This is a genomic window from Kitasatospora sp. NPDC041917, assembly GCF_055589745.1.
The window spans coordinates 81,523-98,355 of sequence record NZ_JBVJBI010000005.1 but is presented as its reverse complement, the minus strand read 5'-3'; the positions used below and the strand labels follow the sequence as shown (position 1 = coordinate 98,355).

The 16,833-nt window shown below is 73.9% G+C and carries 12 protein-coding genes; 6 read left to right on the top strand and 6 right to left on the bottom strand.

Translation table 11 applies throughout. From position 1 onward, the window contains the following. Window positions 1-14: 14 nt before the first annotated feature. The gene (locus ACZ6EM_RS07910; protein ID WP_465771998.1) at window positions 15-1,583 is read right to left on the bottom strand and encodes a DUF3604 domain-containing protein; all 1,569 of its coding nucleotides are present in this window, start codon (window positions 1,581-1,583) and stop codon (window positions 15-17) included. 266 nt (window positions 1,584-1,849) lie between these two features. On the opposite strand from ACZ6EM_RS07910, the gene ACZ6EM_RS07905 reads away from it, so the two are divergent. Then, window positions 1,850-2,866 (top strand): glycoside hydrolase family protein, encoded by a 1,017-nt coding sequence (locus ACZ6EM_RS07905; RefSeq protein ID WP_401050989.1) that lies wholly within the window; start codon window positions 1,850-1,852, stop codon window positions 2,864-2,866. 79 nt (window positions 2,867-2,945) lie between these two features. On the opposite strand, the gene ACZ6EM_RS07900 is transcribed toward ACZ6EM_RS07905, so the two are convergent. Together ACZ6EM_RS07900 and ACZ6EM_RS07895 are read right to left on the bottom strand one after the other, a co-directional pair. Further along, window positions 2,946-3,488 (bottom strand): TetR/AcrR family transcriptional regulator, encoded by a 543-nt coding sequence (locus tag ACZ6EM_RS07900; protein WP_359911187.1) that lies wholly within the window; start codon window positions 3,486-3,488, stop codon window positions 2,946-2,948. Between the two features lie 277 nt (window positions 3,489-3,765). Then, entirely contained in the window at window positions 3,766-4,677 is a 912-nt protein-coding gene (locus tag ACZ6EM_RS07895) for a LysR family transcriptional regulator (protein WP_401055572.1), read from the bottom strand. A gap of 229 nt (window positions 4,678-4,906) precedes the next feature. On the opposite strand from ACZ6EM_RS07895, the gene ACZ6EM_RS07890 reads away from it, so the two are divergent. The 4 genes from ACZ6EM_RS07890 (at window position 4,907) to ACZ6EM_RS07875 (ending at window position 11,237) form a co-directional block, all read left to right on the top strand. Then, entirely contained in the window at window positions 4,907-6,328 is a 1,422-nt protein-coding gene (locus ACZ6EM_RS07890) for a TolB family protein (protein WP_465771997.1), read from the top strand. Window positions 6,329-6,479: 151 nt separating this feature from the next. Further along, the gene (locus ACZ6EM_RS07885; protein ID WP_465771996.1) at window positions 6,480-7,904 is read left to right on the top strand and encodes a TolB family protein; all 1,425 of its coding nucleotides are present in this window, start codon (window positions 6,480-6,482) and stop codon (window positions 7,902-7,904) included. A 193-nt stretch (window positions 7,905-8,097) separates the two neighbouring features. After that, window positions 8,098-9,492 carry a hypothetical protein gene (locus ACZ6EM_RS07880; RefSeq protein ID WP_465771995.1) on the top strand — a complete coding sequence of 465 codons (1,395 nt, stop codon included), beginning with the start codon at window positions 8,098-8,100 and terminating at the stop codon, window positions 9,490-9,492. Between the two features lie 161 nt (window positions 9,493-9,653). Next, the gene (locus tag ACZ6EM_RS07875) at window positions 9,654-11,237 is read left to right on the top strand and encodes a TolB family protein (protein WP_465771994.1); all 1,584 of its coding nucleotides are present in this window, start codon (window positions 9,654-9,656) and stop codon (window positions 11,235-11,237) included. A gap of 200 nt (window positions 11,238-11,437) precedes the next feature. On the opposite strand, the gene ACZ6EM_RS07870 is transcribed toward ACZ6EM_RS07875, so the two are convergent. Further along, window positions 11,438-12,631, bottom strand: coding sequence for a glycine C-acetyltransferase (locus ACZ6EM_RS07870; protein ID WP_359911169.1), 1,194 nt, complete (start codon window positions 12,629-12,631; stop codon window positions 11,438-11,440). Window positions 12,632-12,684: 53 nt separating this feature from the next. After that, window positions 12,685-13,713: an L-threonine 3-dehydrogenase gene (gene tdh, locus ACZ6EM_RS07865; protein WP_380538282.1), complete on the bottom strand. Its 1,029-nt coding sequence runs from the start codon at window positions 13,711-13,713 to the stop codon at window positions 12,685-12,687. A 512-nt stretch (window positions 13,714-14,225) separates the two neighbouring features. Here tdh and ACZ6EM_RS07860 point away from each other — a divergent pair. After that, complete coding sequence (locus tag ACZ6EM_RS07860; protein ID WP_465771993.1) at window positions 14,226-15,629, top strand: serine hydrolase domain-containing protein; 1,404 nt, start codon at window positions 14,226-14,228, stop codon at window positions 15,627-15,629. Between the two features lie 103 nt (window positions 15,630-15,732). Here the strand turns inward: ACZ6EM_RS07860 and ACZ6EM_RS07855 are convergent, their stop codons facing one another. Next, entirely contained in the window at window positions 15,733-16,794 is a 1,062-nt protein-coding gene (locus tag ACZ6EM_RS07855; protein ID WP_465771992.1) for an ATP-dependent DNA ligase, read from the bottom strand. Window positions 16,795-16,833 lie beyond the last annotated feature (39 nt).

Sequence of the window (16,833 nt, the reverse complement as noted above, 5' to 3'; positions counted from 1 at the left end):
GACGGGGGATGGCGTCAGCCGGCCCGGCTACAGGAGTCGGCCGGTCCCACCCATGTCGGGCTGGACCAGGCCCACTGGTCGTTCAGCTGCCGGACCCGCACGTGGTAGAAGTCCCCGTCGCCGCCGGGGCGTTCGTCGGTCAGCTCGAACTCGGCGGTCGCCTCCCGGTCGGGCACGGCCCGGTCGAAGCGGTAGGCGCCGGAGACGAACCCGCCGGTGAATCCGGTCCGCGCGCCGGCGAGGAGTTCGCCGACGGCGTGGGCGCTCTCGACGCCGTTCACGACGGCGACCAGCCGGGTGCGCGTGTCGCCCTCGATCCGCAGCGAGAAGCCCTGGGTGCTGTCGGTGGCGGTGTTGGGGTTGCCGTCGGTGACCGTCCGCAGCCGGATCTCGCCCGGCCCGGTGCGCTCCCACCAGGACGGCCGGTAGGTGTCCGGCTCGGCCTCGGCCGGCGCGACGGTCTCCGGGCCGCGCAACCGGGGCTGGACGTCCAGCAGCCGCCCGCCCTCGATCCGCAGCACGACGTCCCAGTGCACCGGTTCGCCGCGCCGGCCCCAGCCGACGGCGAAGCCCAGGGTGCCGGAGAAGGCGTCCGATCCACCGGCGCCGGCGAGGAGTTCGGGCCGGGAGACCCGGTGGACGGGTACGCCGTTGCGGAGCAGTTCCACGTGGTCGAGCGCGTCCCGGCCCTGGACGGTGACGTGGATCCGGCGCCGGTCGGCGGAGGCGGCCTCGGCGCCCATCGGGGCGCCGTTGACGGAGGTGGCGAGCAGGATGCGGTCCCCGGTGATCGCGTAGGCGCGGCGCTGCTGGACGGCGTTCCAGATGCCGTCCCGGGTCAGTTCCGGGGCCCAGACCGCCACCCGGCCGTGCCCGTGGCTGCCGGGGAAGGCGCTGTGGTGGTCGGTGGAGCCGATCAGCCCGAAGCGGTGGCCCAGGCGCAGGCCGTGGACGGCCGTGGCGGTGCCGGCGCGCGGGCCCATGGTGTGCAGGTAGCTGCGCGGCGCCTCGTCGGACTCGGCGCAGCCGTGCATCGACATCATCTCCACCACCGGGGCGAACTCCTCGGTGTAGGAGGCCCAGTCGATGCCGCGGCGGGCCGGCCCGTAGCCGATGTGGTGCGGCAGCGCCCAGGTGCGCACGCCCTGGGCGGCGAGCACCCGCAGCCGGGCGCGCAGTTCGTCCAGGTCCGCCGCCCGGATGATCTCGCCGCGCGGGCCGTCGAAGTACACGCAGTGGTCGCCGTGGGCGAGGCTGTGCCACTCGAAGGACTGGAAGGTGACGAAGCGGCCGTCCTCGTGGGCGGCGGCGGTGACGTCCTGGACGTGGTCCCAGAGCCGGGCCAGCCGGGCGAAGCCCTCGGTGTGGTAGTCGACCAGGCTCGCCAGTTCGGGGGTGCGCTCGGGCAGGTCGGGCCACCAGCCGTGGCCGGTGACGCTGGCGAAGTCGAGTTGGAGCCGGGCGTTGGCGTAGGCGTCCTCGATGCTCCCGTGGCCGTAGCTGATGCCGCAGTGGTTGTGGAGGTCGCCGACGTACAGGCCCAGGCCGGCGTAGCCGGGTGCGTCGGTGCTGGGGGCGGTCATCGGGGCTGGGCTTCCTCGGGTCCTGGTCGGCCATGTTTGATCGACTCTGAGAAGAAGGTAGCCGCGATCTCCAGGGAACGGTCAAGGCTCGGCCGTTCGGTGTCGTGCGATCGCCATCGGGCGAAACATCGTCTTCATAGAAGACCTGCTGGTGAAGCTGGCCACCTCGCCGGTCAGCCGGTCGACGACGACCCACCGCGTCCGGCCCAGACTTTTGATCGATCTGATAGAAACTTCGCGACACCCCTCCCCCGAAGGACGGATCCATGCCGCACCCCGCCCTGCCCGCCGCGCCCGACCTCGGCGCCTCCCACCTCGTCCGCGCCCCCGAGCGCCCCGAACCCGGCTACTGGGCCGGCTGCCCGGGCGTCCGGTACGAGCCGGACCTCGACCGCTTCCTGCTCACCTACCGCGAGCGCCGCCCGCGCGGCGCGACGCACGGGCCCGACCGGGGCTGGCGCTGCGCCGTCGCCGAGAGCGCCGACGGCATCGCCTTCCGCGACCTGTGGTCCGTCCGGCGCGACGAGCTGGGCTCCCCCTCGATGGAACGCCTCGCCCTGCTGCGCCGCGACGGCGGCTACCTGCTCCACCTCAGTTACGTCGACCCGGCCGACAACCGCTGGCGCGTCGACGCCCTGCGCGCCGACGCCCCCGAGTCCTTCGACCTCGCCACCCGCACCCCCGTCCTCACCGCCGCGACCACCGGCACCGAGGGCGTCAAGGACCCGTACCTGCTCGAAACCGACGCCGGCGTCCACCTGTTCGCCACCGTCTCCCGCGCCCGGCCGTTCACCCCCGAGGAGCGGGACCGCGCCCACGCCGACGCCGACATCCACACCACCGGCCTCACCGTCCAGCCCACCGCGCTCGCGGTGTCCCCGGACGGGCTGCGCTTCACCGCCCCGCCGGGCCGCGCCGCCGAGGCCCTGGACGTCGGCCCGGCCGGCGCCTGGGACGGCTACGAGTCCCGGATCACCACCGTCCTGCCCGACGGCCGGGGCGGCTGGCTCGCGCTCTACGACGGCTCGGCGGACGCCGCCGGCAACTACGAGGAGCGCTGCGGCCTGGCCGCCTCCACCGACCTGCGCGGCTGGCACCGCCTCACCCCGGACGGCCCCTGGCTGGACATCCGGTACGCCGACCTCGTCCCGGCCCGCGGCCGCTGGTACCTCTACTACGAGCAGAGCCGGCCGGACGGCGCCCACGAGCTGCGGGTCGCCGTCCTGGACGAGTTCGCCGGAGTCCGCCCCGACGGCGCCCCGGCGGCGCCGCACCACGCCTGAGCCCGGGGCGCGCCGGCCCGGTCCGCCCGGGCCGCCGCTTCAGGCTCAGGCTCAGGCTTCGGGCTTCGGGCTTCAGGCTTCAGGCGGCCAGCAGGGCCTCGGCGATGCCGCGGGCCCGCCAGGCGGCGTCCGGGGTGCCCTCGCGCAGGGCGGTGACGATGGCGCCGTCCATCAGGAGGGCGAACTGCCGGGCGCGCTCCCCGGGCTCGGGGACGCCGGCGTCCCGCATCAGCCGCTCGACCAGGTCGATGACGCGCGTCTTGTGCAGGGCCGCCATCCGGCGGGCCGGGCTGGCCGGGTCGGCGATCTCGGTCATCGTGTTGATCGCGACGCAGCCGCGGAAGTCCTGGGTCGCGAACCGTTCGGCCAGCGCGTCGAAGACGTGCAGCGGGTGGCCGCCGTGGGCCGCGACCCGCTCGGAGAGCCACGCCCGCCACCGGACGTCGCGGCCCTCCAGGACCGCGGTCACCAGTTCCTCCTTGCCGGTGAAGTGCCGGTAGAAGGACGCCCGGCCCACGCCGGACTCGGAGAGGATGCGCTCCACGCCGACCGCGCGGATGCCGTTCGCGTAGAAGAGGGTTTCGGCCGTGCTCAGCAGGCGCGCCCGTGCGTTGACTGCCACGCGGCGGATTCTATCCACTCTTGACGCCAAACGGTACCGGTCGGTACCGTCCTCCAGTCGGTACCGGTCGGTACCGTTTAGCGGGGGCGGTCCCGAGGGGGGCACCGAACCTCGACCGCCCGCACGGACCAGCGGCTGCACGGCCGCCCGGGCCGGGACGCCACGCCGGAAACACCACGGCGGGCCGCCCGACCCGGGACGCCGAGCAGCCGCAGGGCCCGAGCAGCCGCAGACGCCGAGGGCCGCAGGGCCCGCAGCCGCCCCGCGCGCGGTCGGCTCACGCGCCCGCGGCCGCCGCCTGCGCGAGGGAGTCCAGGACCGGCCGGACCAGCGGGTGCCCGTCAGCACCGGTCCGGACGGCGGCGAAGACCCGCCGGGTGGCGAGCTCGCTGTCCACCGGCCGCACCGCGACCTCGCGGAGATCGACGCCGCGCAGCGCCGAGCGCGGCACCAGCGCCACCCCGAGGCCCGCCGAGGCGAGCGCCACCACCGCCCGGAAGTCGTCGGAGGAGTGCAGCAGCCGGGGCTGGAACCCGGCGTGCTCGCAGGCCAGCAGCACCACGTCGTGGCAGGGGTTGCCCGGGTACGGCCCGATCCACGGCTCGTCGGCCAGCGCGGCGACGGCCAGCGGGCCGGACTCGTCGGCCAGCCGGTGGCCGAGCGGCAGGACGGCCTCGAAGGGCTCGGCGTACAGCGGCACCCGGGTCAGCCGGGCGTCGTCGGCGCGCGGGGCGCCCCGGTACTCGACGGCTACCGCGAGGTCGGCCCGGCCGTCCAGCACCATCGGCAGGCTGGCGTCGCCCTCGGCGTCCAGCACCTTGAGCCGCACCCCGGGGGCGCGCTCGGCGAGCAGGCCGACGGCGGGGGCGAGCACCGAGGCGATGGCGGTCGCGAAGGAGGCGACGGTGACCTCCCCGGAGACGCCCGCGCTGTACGCGGCGAGGTCGGCCTCGGCGCGCTCCAGCTGGGCGAGCACCACGTCGGCGTGGCCCAGCAGGATCTCCCCGGCGGCGGTCAGCCGTACGCCCCGGCCCTCCCGGGCGAGCAGGTGGTGGCCGGTCTCCTGCTCCAGGGCGGCCAGCTGCTGGGAGACCGCGGAGGGGGTCAAGTAGAGGGCGGCCGCCGCGGCGGTCACGGTGCGGTGGTCCGCCACGGCCCGAAGGGTCCGCAGCCGTCGTGCGTCGATCACGGACCAATTCTGCCAGCGCGGCGCGGCGTGCCGGACCGGCGGGGCCGGAACCCGGGCGGGCCGAGCGGGCCCGCCGGAGCAGCGGTTTCGGCCGGGGACACGAGCGGTCGCGCATTTCCGGACGAGATCGCTCCAGTCCGTTGACCGGACGTCCGCGCGGCGCTTGGCTCGTGCCGACCGGGCCACGGGGGGCCGAGGGCCCGGGGCAGTCATCAGGGGAGGACGATCGATGACCACTGCACGCACCCGCCGCCGACTGGCCCGTACCGCCGCCGTCCTGGCGGCCGTCACAGCGGCCGGAGCCGCGATACCCGCCGCCGAGGCCCGCCCGCCCAAGGGCGACACCGCCCGGGTCAGCGAGGGCGCCAAGGGCGAGGCCCTGAACGGGCCCTCGTTCGCGCTCGGGCTGAGCGGCGACGGCCGGTACGCGCTGTTCTCCTCGTCGGCGACCAACCTGCTGCCCGGCGGCGCCGGGGCCGTCGGCGACGTCTACGTCCGGGACCTGCGCAACGGCCGCACCGAGCGGATCAGCGTCGCCGCCGACGGCTCCGCGCTGGACGCCGGCACCAACGACGCGGCGATCAGCGGCAACGGCCGGTACGTGGCGTTCAGCAGCTACGCCGGCAACGTGGTGCCCGGCCAACCGAAGCACCCCACCGACGTCTTCGTCCGGGACCGCTGGACCGGCCGCACCGAGCTGGTCACCACCGGCGACGGCACCTCCGGCGCGGGCGACGACCAGAGCGCCCGCAACGCCTTCGACGCCGCCATCAGCGGGGACGGCCGCTACGTGGTCTACTCCTCCGACCGCACCGACCTCGCACCCGGCGTGCGCCGCGGCAGGTTCAACGTCTTCGTCACCGACCGCTGGACCCGCACCACCCGGGTGGTCAGCACCGGGGCGGACGGCACCCCGGCCGACCACAACTCCTCCCGCCCGACGATCAGCGCCGACGGCACCGTCATCGGCTTCACCTCGCGGGCCGGCAACCTGCTCCCGGCCGACCAGACCCCGCCCTCGCTCGCCGACCAAGCCGACCGAGCCGCCGCCTCCGCGGCCGACACCGCCGACACCGCCGACACCGCCGAGCTGACCGGAATCCGCGCCTACCCGTACTACGTCTGGGACGCCCGCACCGGGAAGATCACCGGCGCCAGCTACGACGGGACCGGCGAGCTCATCGGCGCCGGCAACGACGGACGGATCAGCCCCTCCGGCCGCTACGCGCTCTACACGGTCTACGAGGAGGGCGGCCGGCCCGGCTCGCACGGTGTCCACCAGGACGTCTACGCCCGCGAGCTGGCCACCGGCCGGACCACCAAGGTCAACAAGCCGCTGTCCGGCAGCACCCTCGAATCCTCCTCCAACCCCGTCATGCCGCTGAACGACCGCTGGGTGTACTTCAGCTCCGACGTCGCCGACCTGGTGCCCGGCGACACGAACGGGCAGGCCGACATCTTCCGCACCGACCTGCGCAGCGGGCACACCGAGCGGGTCACCCTCACCCAGGACGGCTCGCAGAGCACCACCTCCGCCTTCTTCCCGCAGGTCGACGCCGACGACACGACCCTGCTGTTCAGCGCCGAGGACGGCAACCTGGCGCCCGTCCCCGACAGCGCCACCACGGACGTCTTCCGGCGCCGCCTGTAAGGGCATGACTCCCTTGCGGGATACGTCCGTTGACGTATTTCCGGACGGGATCACCCCCGGCCGTTGACCACCGGCCCTCCCGACGGTTGGCTCTGCGAGGGCCCGCCGCCGGGAGGGAGCGCGGCCGGGCGATCCCAGGGGAGGACGTTCCATGACCACCGCACGCACCCGCAGATGGCCGGCCCGCGCCGCCGCCGTCCTGGCCGCCACCGCCGTGGCCGCCGGAGCGGCGCTGCCCGCCGCCGAGGCCAAGCCGCCCAAGGGCGACACCGCCCGGGTCAGCGAGACCGCCAAGGGCGCCCAGCTCAACGCCTACTCGACGCCGCTCGGGCTGAGCGAGGACGGCCGCTCCGCACTCTTCACCTCCGCCGCGACCGATCTGCTGCCCGGGCCCGGCACCCCGAACACGGACGAGGTCTACGTCCGCGATCTGCGCAACGGGCACATCGAGAAGGTCAGCGTCGCCGACGACGGCTCCGCGCTGAACGCCGCCACCACCGACGCCTCGATCAGCGCCGACGGCCGGTTCGTGGTCTTCAGCACCACCGCCACCAACGTGGTGCCCGGCCAGCCGAGCCACCCCAGCGACATCTTCGTCCGCGACCGCTGGACCGGCCGCACCGAGCTGGTCACCGCCGCCGCCGTGCCGAGCACCGACGGGCAGAGCGGGTTCGGGGCCGTCAGTCCCAGCATCAGCCGCGACGGCCGCTACGTCACCTACGTCTCCAACCGCAGCGACCTCGCCCCGGGCACCGTGCGGCGCGGCAGGAACAACGTCTACGTCACCGACCGCTGGACCCGCACCAGCCGGCTGGTCACCGTCGGCGCGGACGGCGAGGGTGCCGACAACGGCTCCTTCGCCCCGACGATCAGCGCGGACGGCTCCACCGTCGCCTTCACCTCCCGCGCGGGCAACCTGCTGCCGGAGCCCCCGGCCACCGACCCCGGCTCCGGCTCCGGCTCCGGCAGCGCCACCAACGCCGACCCCGCCGCCGACTCGCCCCAGCTGGCCGGGCCCCACTACTACCGGTGCTACGTCTGGAAGGCCGACACCGGAAAGATCATCGGCGCCAGCCTGAACGACGCCGGCGAGCTGATCGGCGTCTCCTACGACGCCCGGGTCAGCCCGGACGGCCGCTTCGCGATCTACAGCGTCCCGGTGTTCATCGGCGGCTTCCCCGGCCCGGCCCACGGCATCCGGCTGGACGTGTACGTCCACGAGCTGGCCACCGGCAAGGTCACCAAGGTCAACACCGACCTGCCGGGCACCAGCACCAGGTGGTCCTCGTCCGACGGCGTCATGACGGCCGACAGCCACTGGGTCTACTTCGACTCCAGCGCCGAAACCCTGGTCCCCGGCGACACCAACGGCGCCAGCGACATCTTCCGCCGCGACCTGTGGACCGGCCGGATCGAACGGGTCAGTCTCACCCGGGACGGCGGGCAGAGCACCTCCTCGTCCTTCAGCACGTTCGTGGACGCCACCGGCGACACGGTGCTCTTCACCGCCGACGACGGCGACCTGGTGCCGGGCGACACCAACCAGGTGCTGGACGTCTTCCTGCGCCGCCTGTGACGGCCTGACGCGCCCTGAGGCCCCGAGGCCCCGACGATCCGATGCCGTGACTCCCTTGCGGGATACGACCGGTGGCGTATTTCCGGGCGGAATCGCCACCGGTCGTTGACCGACCGTCCGCACGACGCTTGGCTCTCCCGGACCGGGCCGCGGGGGCCGTGGGCCCGGGACCGCCATCAGGGGAGGACGATCCATGACGCACGCACGCACCCGACGCCGGCTCGCCCGCACCGCCGCCGTCCTGGCCGCCACCGCCGTGGCCGCCGGAGCGGCGCTGCCCGCCGCCGAGGCCAAGCCGCCCAAGGGCGACACCGCCCGGGTCAGCGAGACCGCCAAGGGCGGGCAGATCAACGGGCGTTCGATCGCGATCGGGCTGAGCGAGGACGGCCGCTCCGCGCTGTTCACCTCGACCGCGGCCGACCTGCTGCCCGGGCCCGGCACCCCGAACTCCGAGGAGGTCTACGTCCGCGACCTGCGCAACGGACACGTCGAACGGGTCAGCGTCGCCGACGACGGCTCCCGGCTGGACGCACCCACCGCGGACGCCTCGATCAGCGCCGACGGCCGGTTCGTGGCCTTCAGCACCAGCGCCACCAACGTGGTGCCCGGCCAGCCCAGGCACTACAGCGACGTCTTCGTCCGCGACCGCTGGACCGGCCGCACCGAGCTGGTCACCGGGGGCGGGCCCAGCGACGGCGACGGCTACTCCGACACCCCGTCCCTGAGCCGGGACGGCCGCTACGTCGCCTACACCTCCAACCGCACCGACCTCGCCCCGGGCTCGGACCCGCGCCACTTCAACGTGCTCGTCACCGACCGCTGGACCGGCACCACCCGGGTGGTCACCACCGGTGCGGACGGCGGGGCCGCCAACAACACCTCCTACGGCGTGACGATCAGCGCGGACGGCGCCACCGTCGGCTTCACCTCCCGGGCGACCAACCTGCTCCCGCAGGCCCCGGCCGCCGGCCCCGATGCCGCCCCCGGCGCCGACATCGACGCCGACGCCGGTGCACCCGGGCTGGCCCCGGCCCGCTTCTACCCGTACTTCGTCTGGAAGGCCGACACCGGGAAGGTCTCCGGCGCCAGCGTGGACGACGAGGGCACCCTGCGCGGCGTCAGCAGGGGCTCCCGGATCAGCCCCGACGGCCGCTACGCCCTGTTCGGCCTGCCGTTCCGCGTCGGCGGGCCCGGCTCCAACCACTTCCGGATGGACCTCTACGCCCGGGAACTGGCCACCGGCCGGCTGACGCGGCTCAACGCCTTCCTGCCCGGCACCACGACCACCGCGAGCGCCCAGGACCCCGCCATGACCTTCGACGGCCACTGGGTCTACTTCGACTCCGCCGCCGACAACCTCGTCCCCGGCGACACCAACGGCGTCAACGACGTCTTCCGCCGCGACCTGCGGACCGGCGCGATCGAACGGGTCAGCCTCACCCGGGACGGCGGGCAGAGCACCTCCGACTCCTCGGACCCGTTCGTGGACGCCGGCGGCGGGACGGTGGTCTTCACCGCCGACGACGGCGACCTGGTCCCGGGCGACACCAACGCTGCCGCGGACGTCTTCGTGCGCCACCCGCGATGATCCGAATGGCTTGATTCCCTTGCCGCATACGTCCGTTGACGTATTTTCCGCCGACATCACCGGAGGGCGTTGACCCCCCGGCCCTCCCGACGATTGGCTCTGCCGAAAGCCCGTCGCCGGGAGGGAGCCCGGCCGGGTGATCGCTGGGGAGGAACACCTTCATGACACGAACCACCCGGACGACCCGCAACCGGTGGCTGTCGGGCGGCGGCAGCGTCCTGGTCGCGGCCGCCCTGCTCGCCGTCGCCGCCGCCCCGGCCCAGGCCGGCCCGGTGCCGCGCGGCACCACCCAGGTCAGCCTCGGGCCGAACGGCGCGGCGCCCGACAACCAGTCGACGGCCCAGGGCATCAGCGCGAACGGCCGCTACGCCCTGTTCACCTCCCGGGCCACGAACCTGCTGCCCCACCCCTCGGTGGGCTGGAGCAACGCCTATGTGAAGGACCTGCGCACCGGCCGCCTCGAACAGGTCAACCTGTCCGACGCGGGCGGGGCGCTGAGCGGCTCGACCGACCAGGCCGGGATCAGCGCCGACGGCCGCTACGTCGTCTTCGAGAGCGAGGACGAGAACGTGGCGCCCGGCGCGCAGGTCAAGAACCGCACCGAGGTGTACATCAGGGACCGCAGGACCGGCCGCACCGAGCTGGTCAGCAGCAGCCCCACCAACACCGACACCGACCAGTACCACTCCTCGTACAACGCGCAGGTCAGCGGCAACGGCCGGTACGTGGTCTACGTGTCCTCCCGGACCGACCTGGACCCGACCGTCGTGGACCCCGAGCCGGAGCCCACCCCCGAGCCCTCGCTCGCCCGGCCCTACACCTGGAAGATCAACGTCTACCTCACCGACCGCTGGACCCACACCACCCGGCTGGTCTCCCACGACGTGAACGGCAAGCCGGGCGAGAGCACGTCCTTCCGACCGACGATCAGCGCGGACGGCCGCACCATCGGCTTCGGCTCCATCTCCAGCCTGCTGCCGGACGAGCAGGCCCCCGGCCTCGCCGCCGCGACCGCCGCGGCGGCGGCCTCGGCCTCCGCCCCCGCCTCCACCGACGTGGAGCTCACCCCGAGCGCCGCCGAGGCCGCGCGCCGCAGCGTCCCGCAGTCCGCGGCGCAGCCGAGCCTGGCCCGCCCGACCGCCGCCCCCTACTACACCTACGACGTCCGCTCCCGGACGCTCACACCGGTGAGCGCGGGCCTCGACGGCACGATCGGCAGCTCCAGCTTCGAGGCGACGATCAGCCCCGACGGGCGGCGCGCGATCTACACCCTGTCCGAGCCCGGCGGCTCGACCGGCGGCCACCGCTACCACACCGTGCTCCACGTGCGGGACCTGCGGACCGGCACCGTGACGAAGGTCAGCGGCGGCCTGCCCGGCACCAGCTCGGTCGGCTCCTCCGACCACGGCTCGATCACCGCCGACAACCGCTGGATCTACTTCGAGTCCGCCGCCGACAACCTGGTGGCCGGCCCCCAGCACCCGGGCTGGGACGTCTACCGCCAGGACCTGCGCACCGGCCGCACCGAGCGGGTCGCCGCCGCGCCGGACGGCTCGCTCGGCAACGGCTCGTCGACGCAGCCGTTCGTCTCCGCCTCGGGGAACACCGTGGTGTTCGACTCGACCAGCGGCAACCTGGTCACCGGCGGCACCGGCCCGGCGGTCGAGAACGGCCAGGTCTTCGCCAAGCCCGCCGGGTTCCACCGGAGCGGCGGCGACGACCAGGGCGAGAACGAGGACGACTGACCGGCAGCCGTCCTCCGGGAACCACGACGGGGGCGGGACGTCGGCGGGGCCGGCGTCCCGCCCCCGTTGCGGGAGGGTGGGGCAGGTGGTCCGGGGGCCGTGCGGCGGGCGCGTCGATCCGCCCCCGCCGCGCGGCGGTTGTGAGCCCGTGGGCCGGTCCGGTTCCGAGCGGTCCGGCCCACGGGCAGCCTGGGTGGAGGTCAGCCCTCCAGGGCGGCGCGCGCGTCCACGAAGGCCGCGACGGCGCGCTCGACGTCCTCGGTGGAGTGCGCCGCGGACAGCTGCACCCGGATCCGGGCCTGGCCGTGCGGCACCACCGGGTAGGAGAAGCCGATCACGTACACGCCGCGCTCCAGCAGCAGTTCGGCGAGCCGGCCGGCCTCGGCCGCGTCGCCGATCATCACCGGGGCGATCGGGTGGTCGCCGGGCAGGATCTCGAACCCGGCCTCGGTCATCCGCGTCCGGAACAGCGCCGTGTTGGCCGCGAGCCGCTCGCGCAGCTCGTTGGACTTCTCGACCAGGTCGAGCACCTTGAGCGAGGCGGCCGCGATCACCGGGGCCAGCGAGTTGGAGAACAGGTACGGGCGGGAGCGCTGGCGCAGCAGGGCGACGATCTCCCGGCGGGCGGCGACGTAGCCGCCGGAGGCGCCGCCGAGCGCCTTGCCGAGGGTGCCGGTGATGATGTCCACGCGGTCCATCACGCCGTGCAGCTCCGGGGTGCCCCGGCCGCCCGCGCCGACGAAGCCGACGGCGTGCGAGTCGTCCACCATGACCATGGCGTCGTAGCGGTCGGCCAGGTCGCAGATCTCGCGCAGCGGGGCGACGTAGCCGTCCATCGAGAACACGCCGTCGGTGACGATCAGGCGGCGGCGGGCGTCCTGGGTGTCCTGGAGCTGCTTCTCCAGGTCGGCCAGGTCACGGTTGGCGTAGCGGTGGCGGCGGGCCTTGCTGAGCCGGATGCCGTCGATGATGCTGGCGTGGTTCAGCGCGTCGGAGATGACGGCGTCGCGGTCGTCCAGCAGGGTCTCGAAGACACCGCCGTTGGCGTCGAAGCAGGAGGAGTAGAGGATCGTGTCCTCCTGGCCGAGGAAGGCCGAGAGGCGGTCCTCCAGCTCCTTGTGGACGTCCTGGGTGCCGCAGATGAAGCGGACCGAGGCCATCCCGTAGCCCCAGCGGTCCAGGGCGTCCTTGGCCGCGGCGAGCACCTCGGGGTGGTCGGCCAGGCCGAGGTAGTTGTTGGCGCAGAAGTTCAGCACCTCGCCCGGGCGGCCGCCGCCGGTCACGGTGACGGCGGCGCTCTGCGGGCTTCCGATCACCCGCTCGGGCTTGAACAGGCCGGCCTCGCGGATCTCGTCCAGGGTGGCGGCGACGTCGGCACGCACGTTGTCGAACACTGCGGTCTCCTTAAGCAGTTCGGCGGGAGCAGTTCGGCGGGGCTGGGGCGGGCTCAGGCGGTCCAGTCGAGGATGATCTTGCCGCAGTTGCCGCCCGCGGCGTCGTCGAACGCGGCCTCGAAGTCGGTGGCGGCGTAGCGGCCGGTGATCACCGGGCTGAGGTCCAGGCCGCCCTCCAGCAGCACGGACATCGCGTACCAGGTCTCGAACATCTCGCGGCCGTAGATGCCCTTGATGGTGATCATCGAGGTGACGATCGAGGCCCAGTCCACCGGGAACTGCTCGGCGGGCAGGCCGAGCATGGCGATCTTCCCGCCGTGGGTCATGTTGGCGATCATCGACTGCATCGCCTCGGGACGGCCGGACATCTCCAGGCCGACGTCGAAGCCCTCGCGCAGGCCCAGCTTCTGCTGGCCCTCCTCGATGGTGTGCTCGGAGACGTCGAGCGCCAGCGTCACACCGACCCGGCGGGCCAGGTCGAGGCGGTACGGGGAGACGTCGGTGATCATCACGTTGCGGGCGCCGGCGTGCTTGGCGACGGCGGCGGCCATGATGCCGATCGGACCGGCGCCGGTGACCAGCACGTCCTCGCCGACCAGCGGGAAGGACAGCGCGGTGTGCACGGCGTTGCCGAACGGGTCGAAGATCGCGGCCACGTCCAGGTCGACCGGCACCCGGTGCACCCAGACGTTGGAGGCGGGCAGCGCCACGTACTCGGCGAAGGCGCCGTCACGGTTGACGCCCAGGCCGACGGTGTTGCGGCACAGGTGGCGGCGGCCGGCCAGGCAGTTGCGGCACTTGCCGCAGACCAGGTGGCCCTCGCCGCTGACCAGGTCGCCGACCGCGATGTCCGCGACGCCGGCGCCGAGCTCGGCGACCTCGCCGACGAACTCGTGGCCCAGCACCAGCGGGGTCCTGATGGTCTGCTGGGCCCAGCCGTCCCACTTGCGGATGTGCAGGTCGGTGCCGCAGATGCCGGTCCGCAGCACCTTGATCAGCACCTCGCCGGGGCCGATCTCGGGCTTCGGGACATCGATCATCCAGAGGCCGGGCTCGGCCTGCTGCTTGACGAGTGCCTTCACGGCAACGGCTCCTGACGTGCGCGGGGACGGCCTTCGGGGGTCGGGCAGGCCGAGGGGCCCGGTTCGGCCGTTCCTGACGGTCGCACTCCGGGCAGGCAGAAATCTGCCTGGTCGGAGGGGGTGCGGTCCATCGAGGAATTCTTAAGGGCGGCCACAGCTGGGCTGAACGATCGTGCCCGAGCAGCGGCCGACGGCGGGTGCGGCATGCCGGTGCTCACCCGTCCGGCCGAGCGCGGGGCGGCCGCCGCGACACCGTCCGACGGGGCGCCGGCCGGGGTTGCGTGATGCCACCGGGGGTGGGTGGCACCGGGCCGCCAGCCGGACGGGGCACCCGGCTGAGCGCGCTCCCGTTCGGTCCAGCCGGGCCTCGATCCCGCGCGCGCCCGCACGGCGGCGGTGCTTACGGTGGCGACGCTCCCCCGCGCCCCCGTGGAGCAGCGCCCCGGCCTGCCGGGCAGCGCTCCGGGGCCCTTCGCCAAGGGGCCGTCCGCCCCAGAGAGGCGCCTGCGCCGATGACCGACACCCGACGGCCCCGACCGGCCGTTCCCCGCTCCGTGCGGGTCCACCGCTCTTCGCGCCCGGCCGTCCCCCGGTCCGTACGGGTGGCCTCCGCCGCCCTCGCGCTGAGCGGCCTGCTCGCCGTCTCCGCCTGCTCCGGGAGCACGGAGCCCGCGCGGCAGGCCGGTCCGGCCGTCACCGCCGAACCGGCCGCGCTGAGCCCGACCGCCACGCCGACGGGCAGCGCCACCGGCGCGGTGGTGCCGCTCACCCCGGACGTCACGAGCCGTCTGGACGACGCGATCAAGCAGGTGATGAGCGAGGTCTCCATCCCCGGGGTGATCGTCGGCTACACCACCCCCGACGGCAGCTACCAGCGCACCTTCGGCGTCGCCGACAAGGATTCCGGGACGCCGATGTCGCCCAACCTGTACATGCGGATCGGCAGCGTGTCCAAGACCTTCACCGCCACCGGCGTCCTGCGGCTGGTGGACCAGGGCAAGGTGGGCCTGGACGACCCGATCTCCAAGTACGTCCCGAACGTGCCCGGCGGTGACGGCATCACCCTGCGCGAGCTCGGCGAGATGCGCAGCGGCCTGTTCAACTACACCCTGGACTCCGACTTCCAGCAGGCGTTCTTCAGCGACCCGAACCGGCCCTTCACTCCGGACCAGTTGCTCGCGTACGCGTTCAAGCACCCGGCGAACTTCGCGCCGAACGCCCAGTTCGAGTACTCCAACACCAACCTGATCCTGCTCGGCCTGGTGGTCGAGAAGGTCGGCGGGCAGCCGCTCCAGGACTTCCTCAACCAGCAGGTGTTCACCCCGGCCGGGCTCACCAGGACCAGCCTGCCGACCGACGCGACCTTCCCGGACCCGCACGCCCACGGCTACACCAACCAGACGGCCAGCGGCGCGGTCGAGGACGCCACCACCTGGAACCCGTCCTGGGGCTGGGCGGCCGGCGCCGTCATCTCCAGCCTCACCGACCTTCAGACCTGGTCGAAGGTGCTGGCCACCGGGGAGCCGCTGCTCAAGCCCGCCACCCAGGCGGAGCGGCTGAAGTTCGTGCCGGTCGGGCCGACCCCCGACCTCGGCTACGGCTTCGGGGTGTTCACCACCCACGGGTGGATCGGCCACAACGGCTCGCTGCCCGGGTACGAGAGCGTGGTGATCTACCTGCCGCAGGCCAAGGCCAGCCTGGCCATCCTCCTCAACACCGACATCCTGCACGACGGTTCGGAGCCCTCGACGTTCCTGGCGCGGGCGATCACCCAGATCGTCTCGCCGAACAACGTCTACACGCTGCCCACCCCGCCCGGCTCGGCCTCCCCGACGGCCTCCCCCTCCTCCTCCCCCTCGCCCACGGGCTCGCCGACGGCCTCGCCCACCGGTGCCGCCACGCTGCACATCTCCTGAAGCGCACCCGCACCCGCCCTTGCACCCGCACCCGTGCGAGAGGGCCCGACCCGGTATCGGCCGGGTCGGGCCCTCTCGCACGGGTGCGGTGTCCGGCGCGTCGTCAGCTGCCCAGCACCTTGCCGAGGTCGTACGAGACCGGCTCCTCCAGCTGGGCGTAGGTGCAGCTCTCCGGCGTGCGGTCCGGTCGCCAGCGGCGGAACTGCGCGGTGTGCCGGAACCGGGTGCCCTCCATGTGGTCGTACGCGACCTCGACCACCCGCTCGGGGCGCAGCGCGATCCAGGAGAGGTCCTTGCCACCGGTCCAGCGGCTGACCGCGCCGGGCAGCCGGCCCTCGGCATGCGCGGCCTCGTCCGCCCAGCCGCCCCAGGGGTGCTGCGAGAGGTCCTCCATCCGCAACGGGGCCAGTTCCTCGACGAGTTCGCGCCGACGGGCCATCGGGAAGGCGGCGCAGACCCCGACGTGCTGGAGCCTGCCGTCCCCGTCGAAGATGCCGAGCAGCAGCGAGCCGACCACCGGGCCGCTCTTGTGCTCGCGGTAGCCGGCCACCACGCAGTCGGCGGTGCGCTCGTGCTTGATCTTGTACATGGTCCGCTCCCCCGGCCGGTACGGCTGGTCCAGCGGCTTGGCGACCACCCCGTCCAGCCCGGCGCCCTCGTACTCGGCGAACCAGGTCCGGGCGAGGTCGAGGTCGGTGGCGGCGGGGGCGGTGAACACCGGGTCGGCGGCGTCGGCGAGCGCGGCCTCCAGGGCCGGACGGCGCACCGACAGCGGCTCGTCCAGCAGGCTCTCCTCCCCGAGGGCGAGCAGGTCGAAGGCGACGAAGGAGGCCGGAGTCCGCTCGGCCAGGAGCCTGACCCGGCTCGCGGCCGGGTGGATGCGCTCCAGCAGCTCCTCGAAGCGCAGCCGGCCGTCCCGGGCGATCACCACCTCGCCGTCCAGCACGCAGCGCGGCGGCAGCTCCCGCTTGAACGCCTCGACCAGCTCGGGGAAGTACCTGGTCAGCGGCTTTCCGGTGCGGCTGCCGAGCTCCACCTCGTTCCCGTCGCGGAACACGACGGAGCGGAAGCCGTCCCACTTCGCCTCGTACTGCATCCCGGGCGGGATCCTGGCCACCGACTTGGCGAGCATCGGCGCCACCGGCGGCATCACGGGCAGGTCCATGCGTCCGATCCTCGCCCGCTTCGCCCCGGAGCGCGCGCC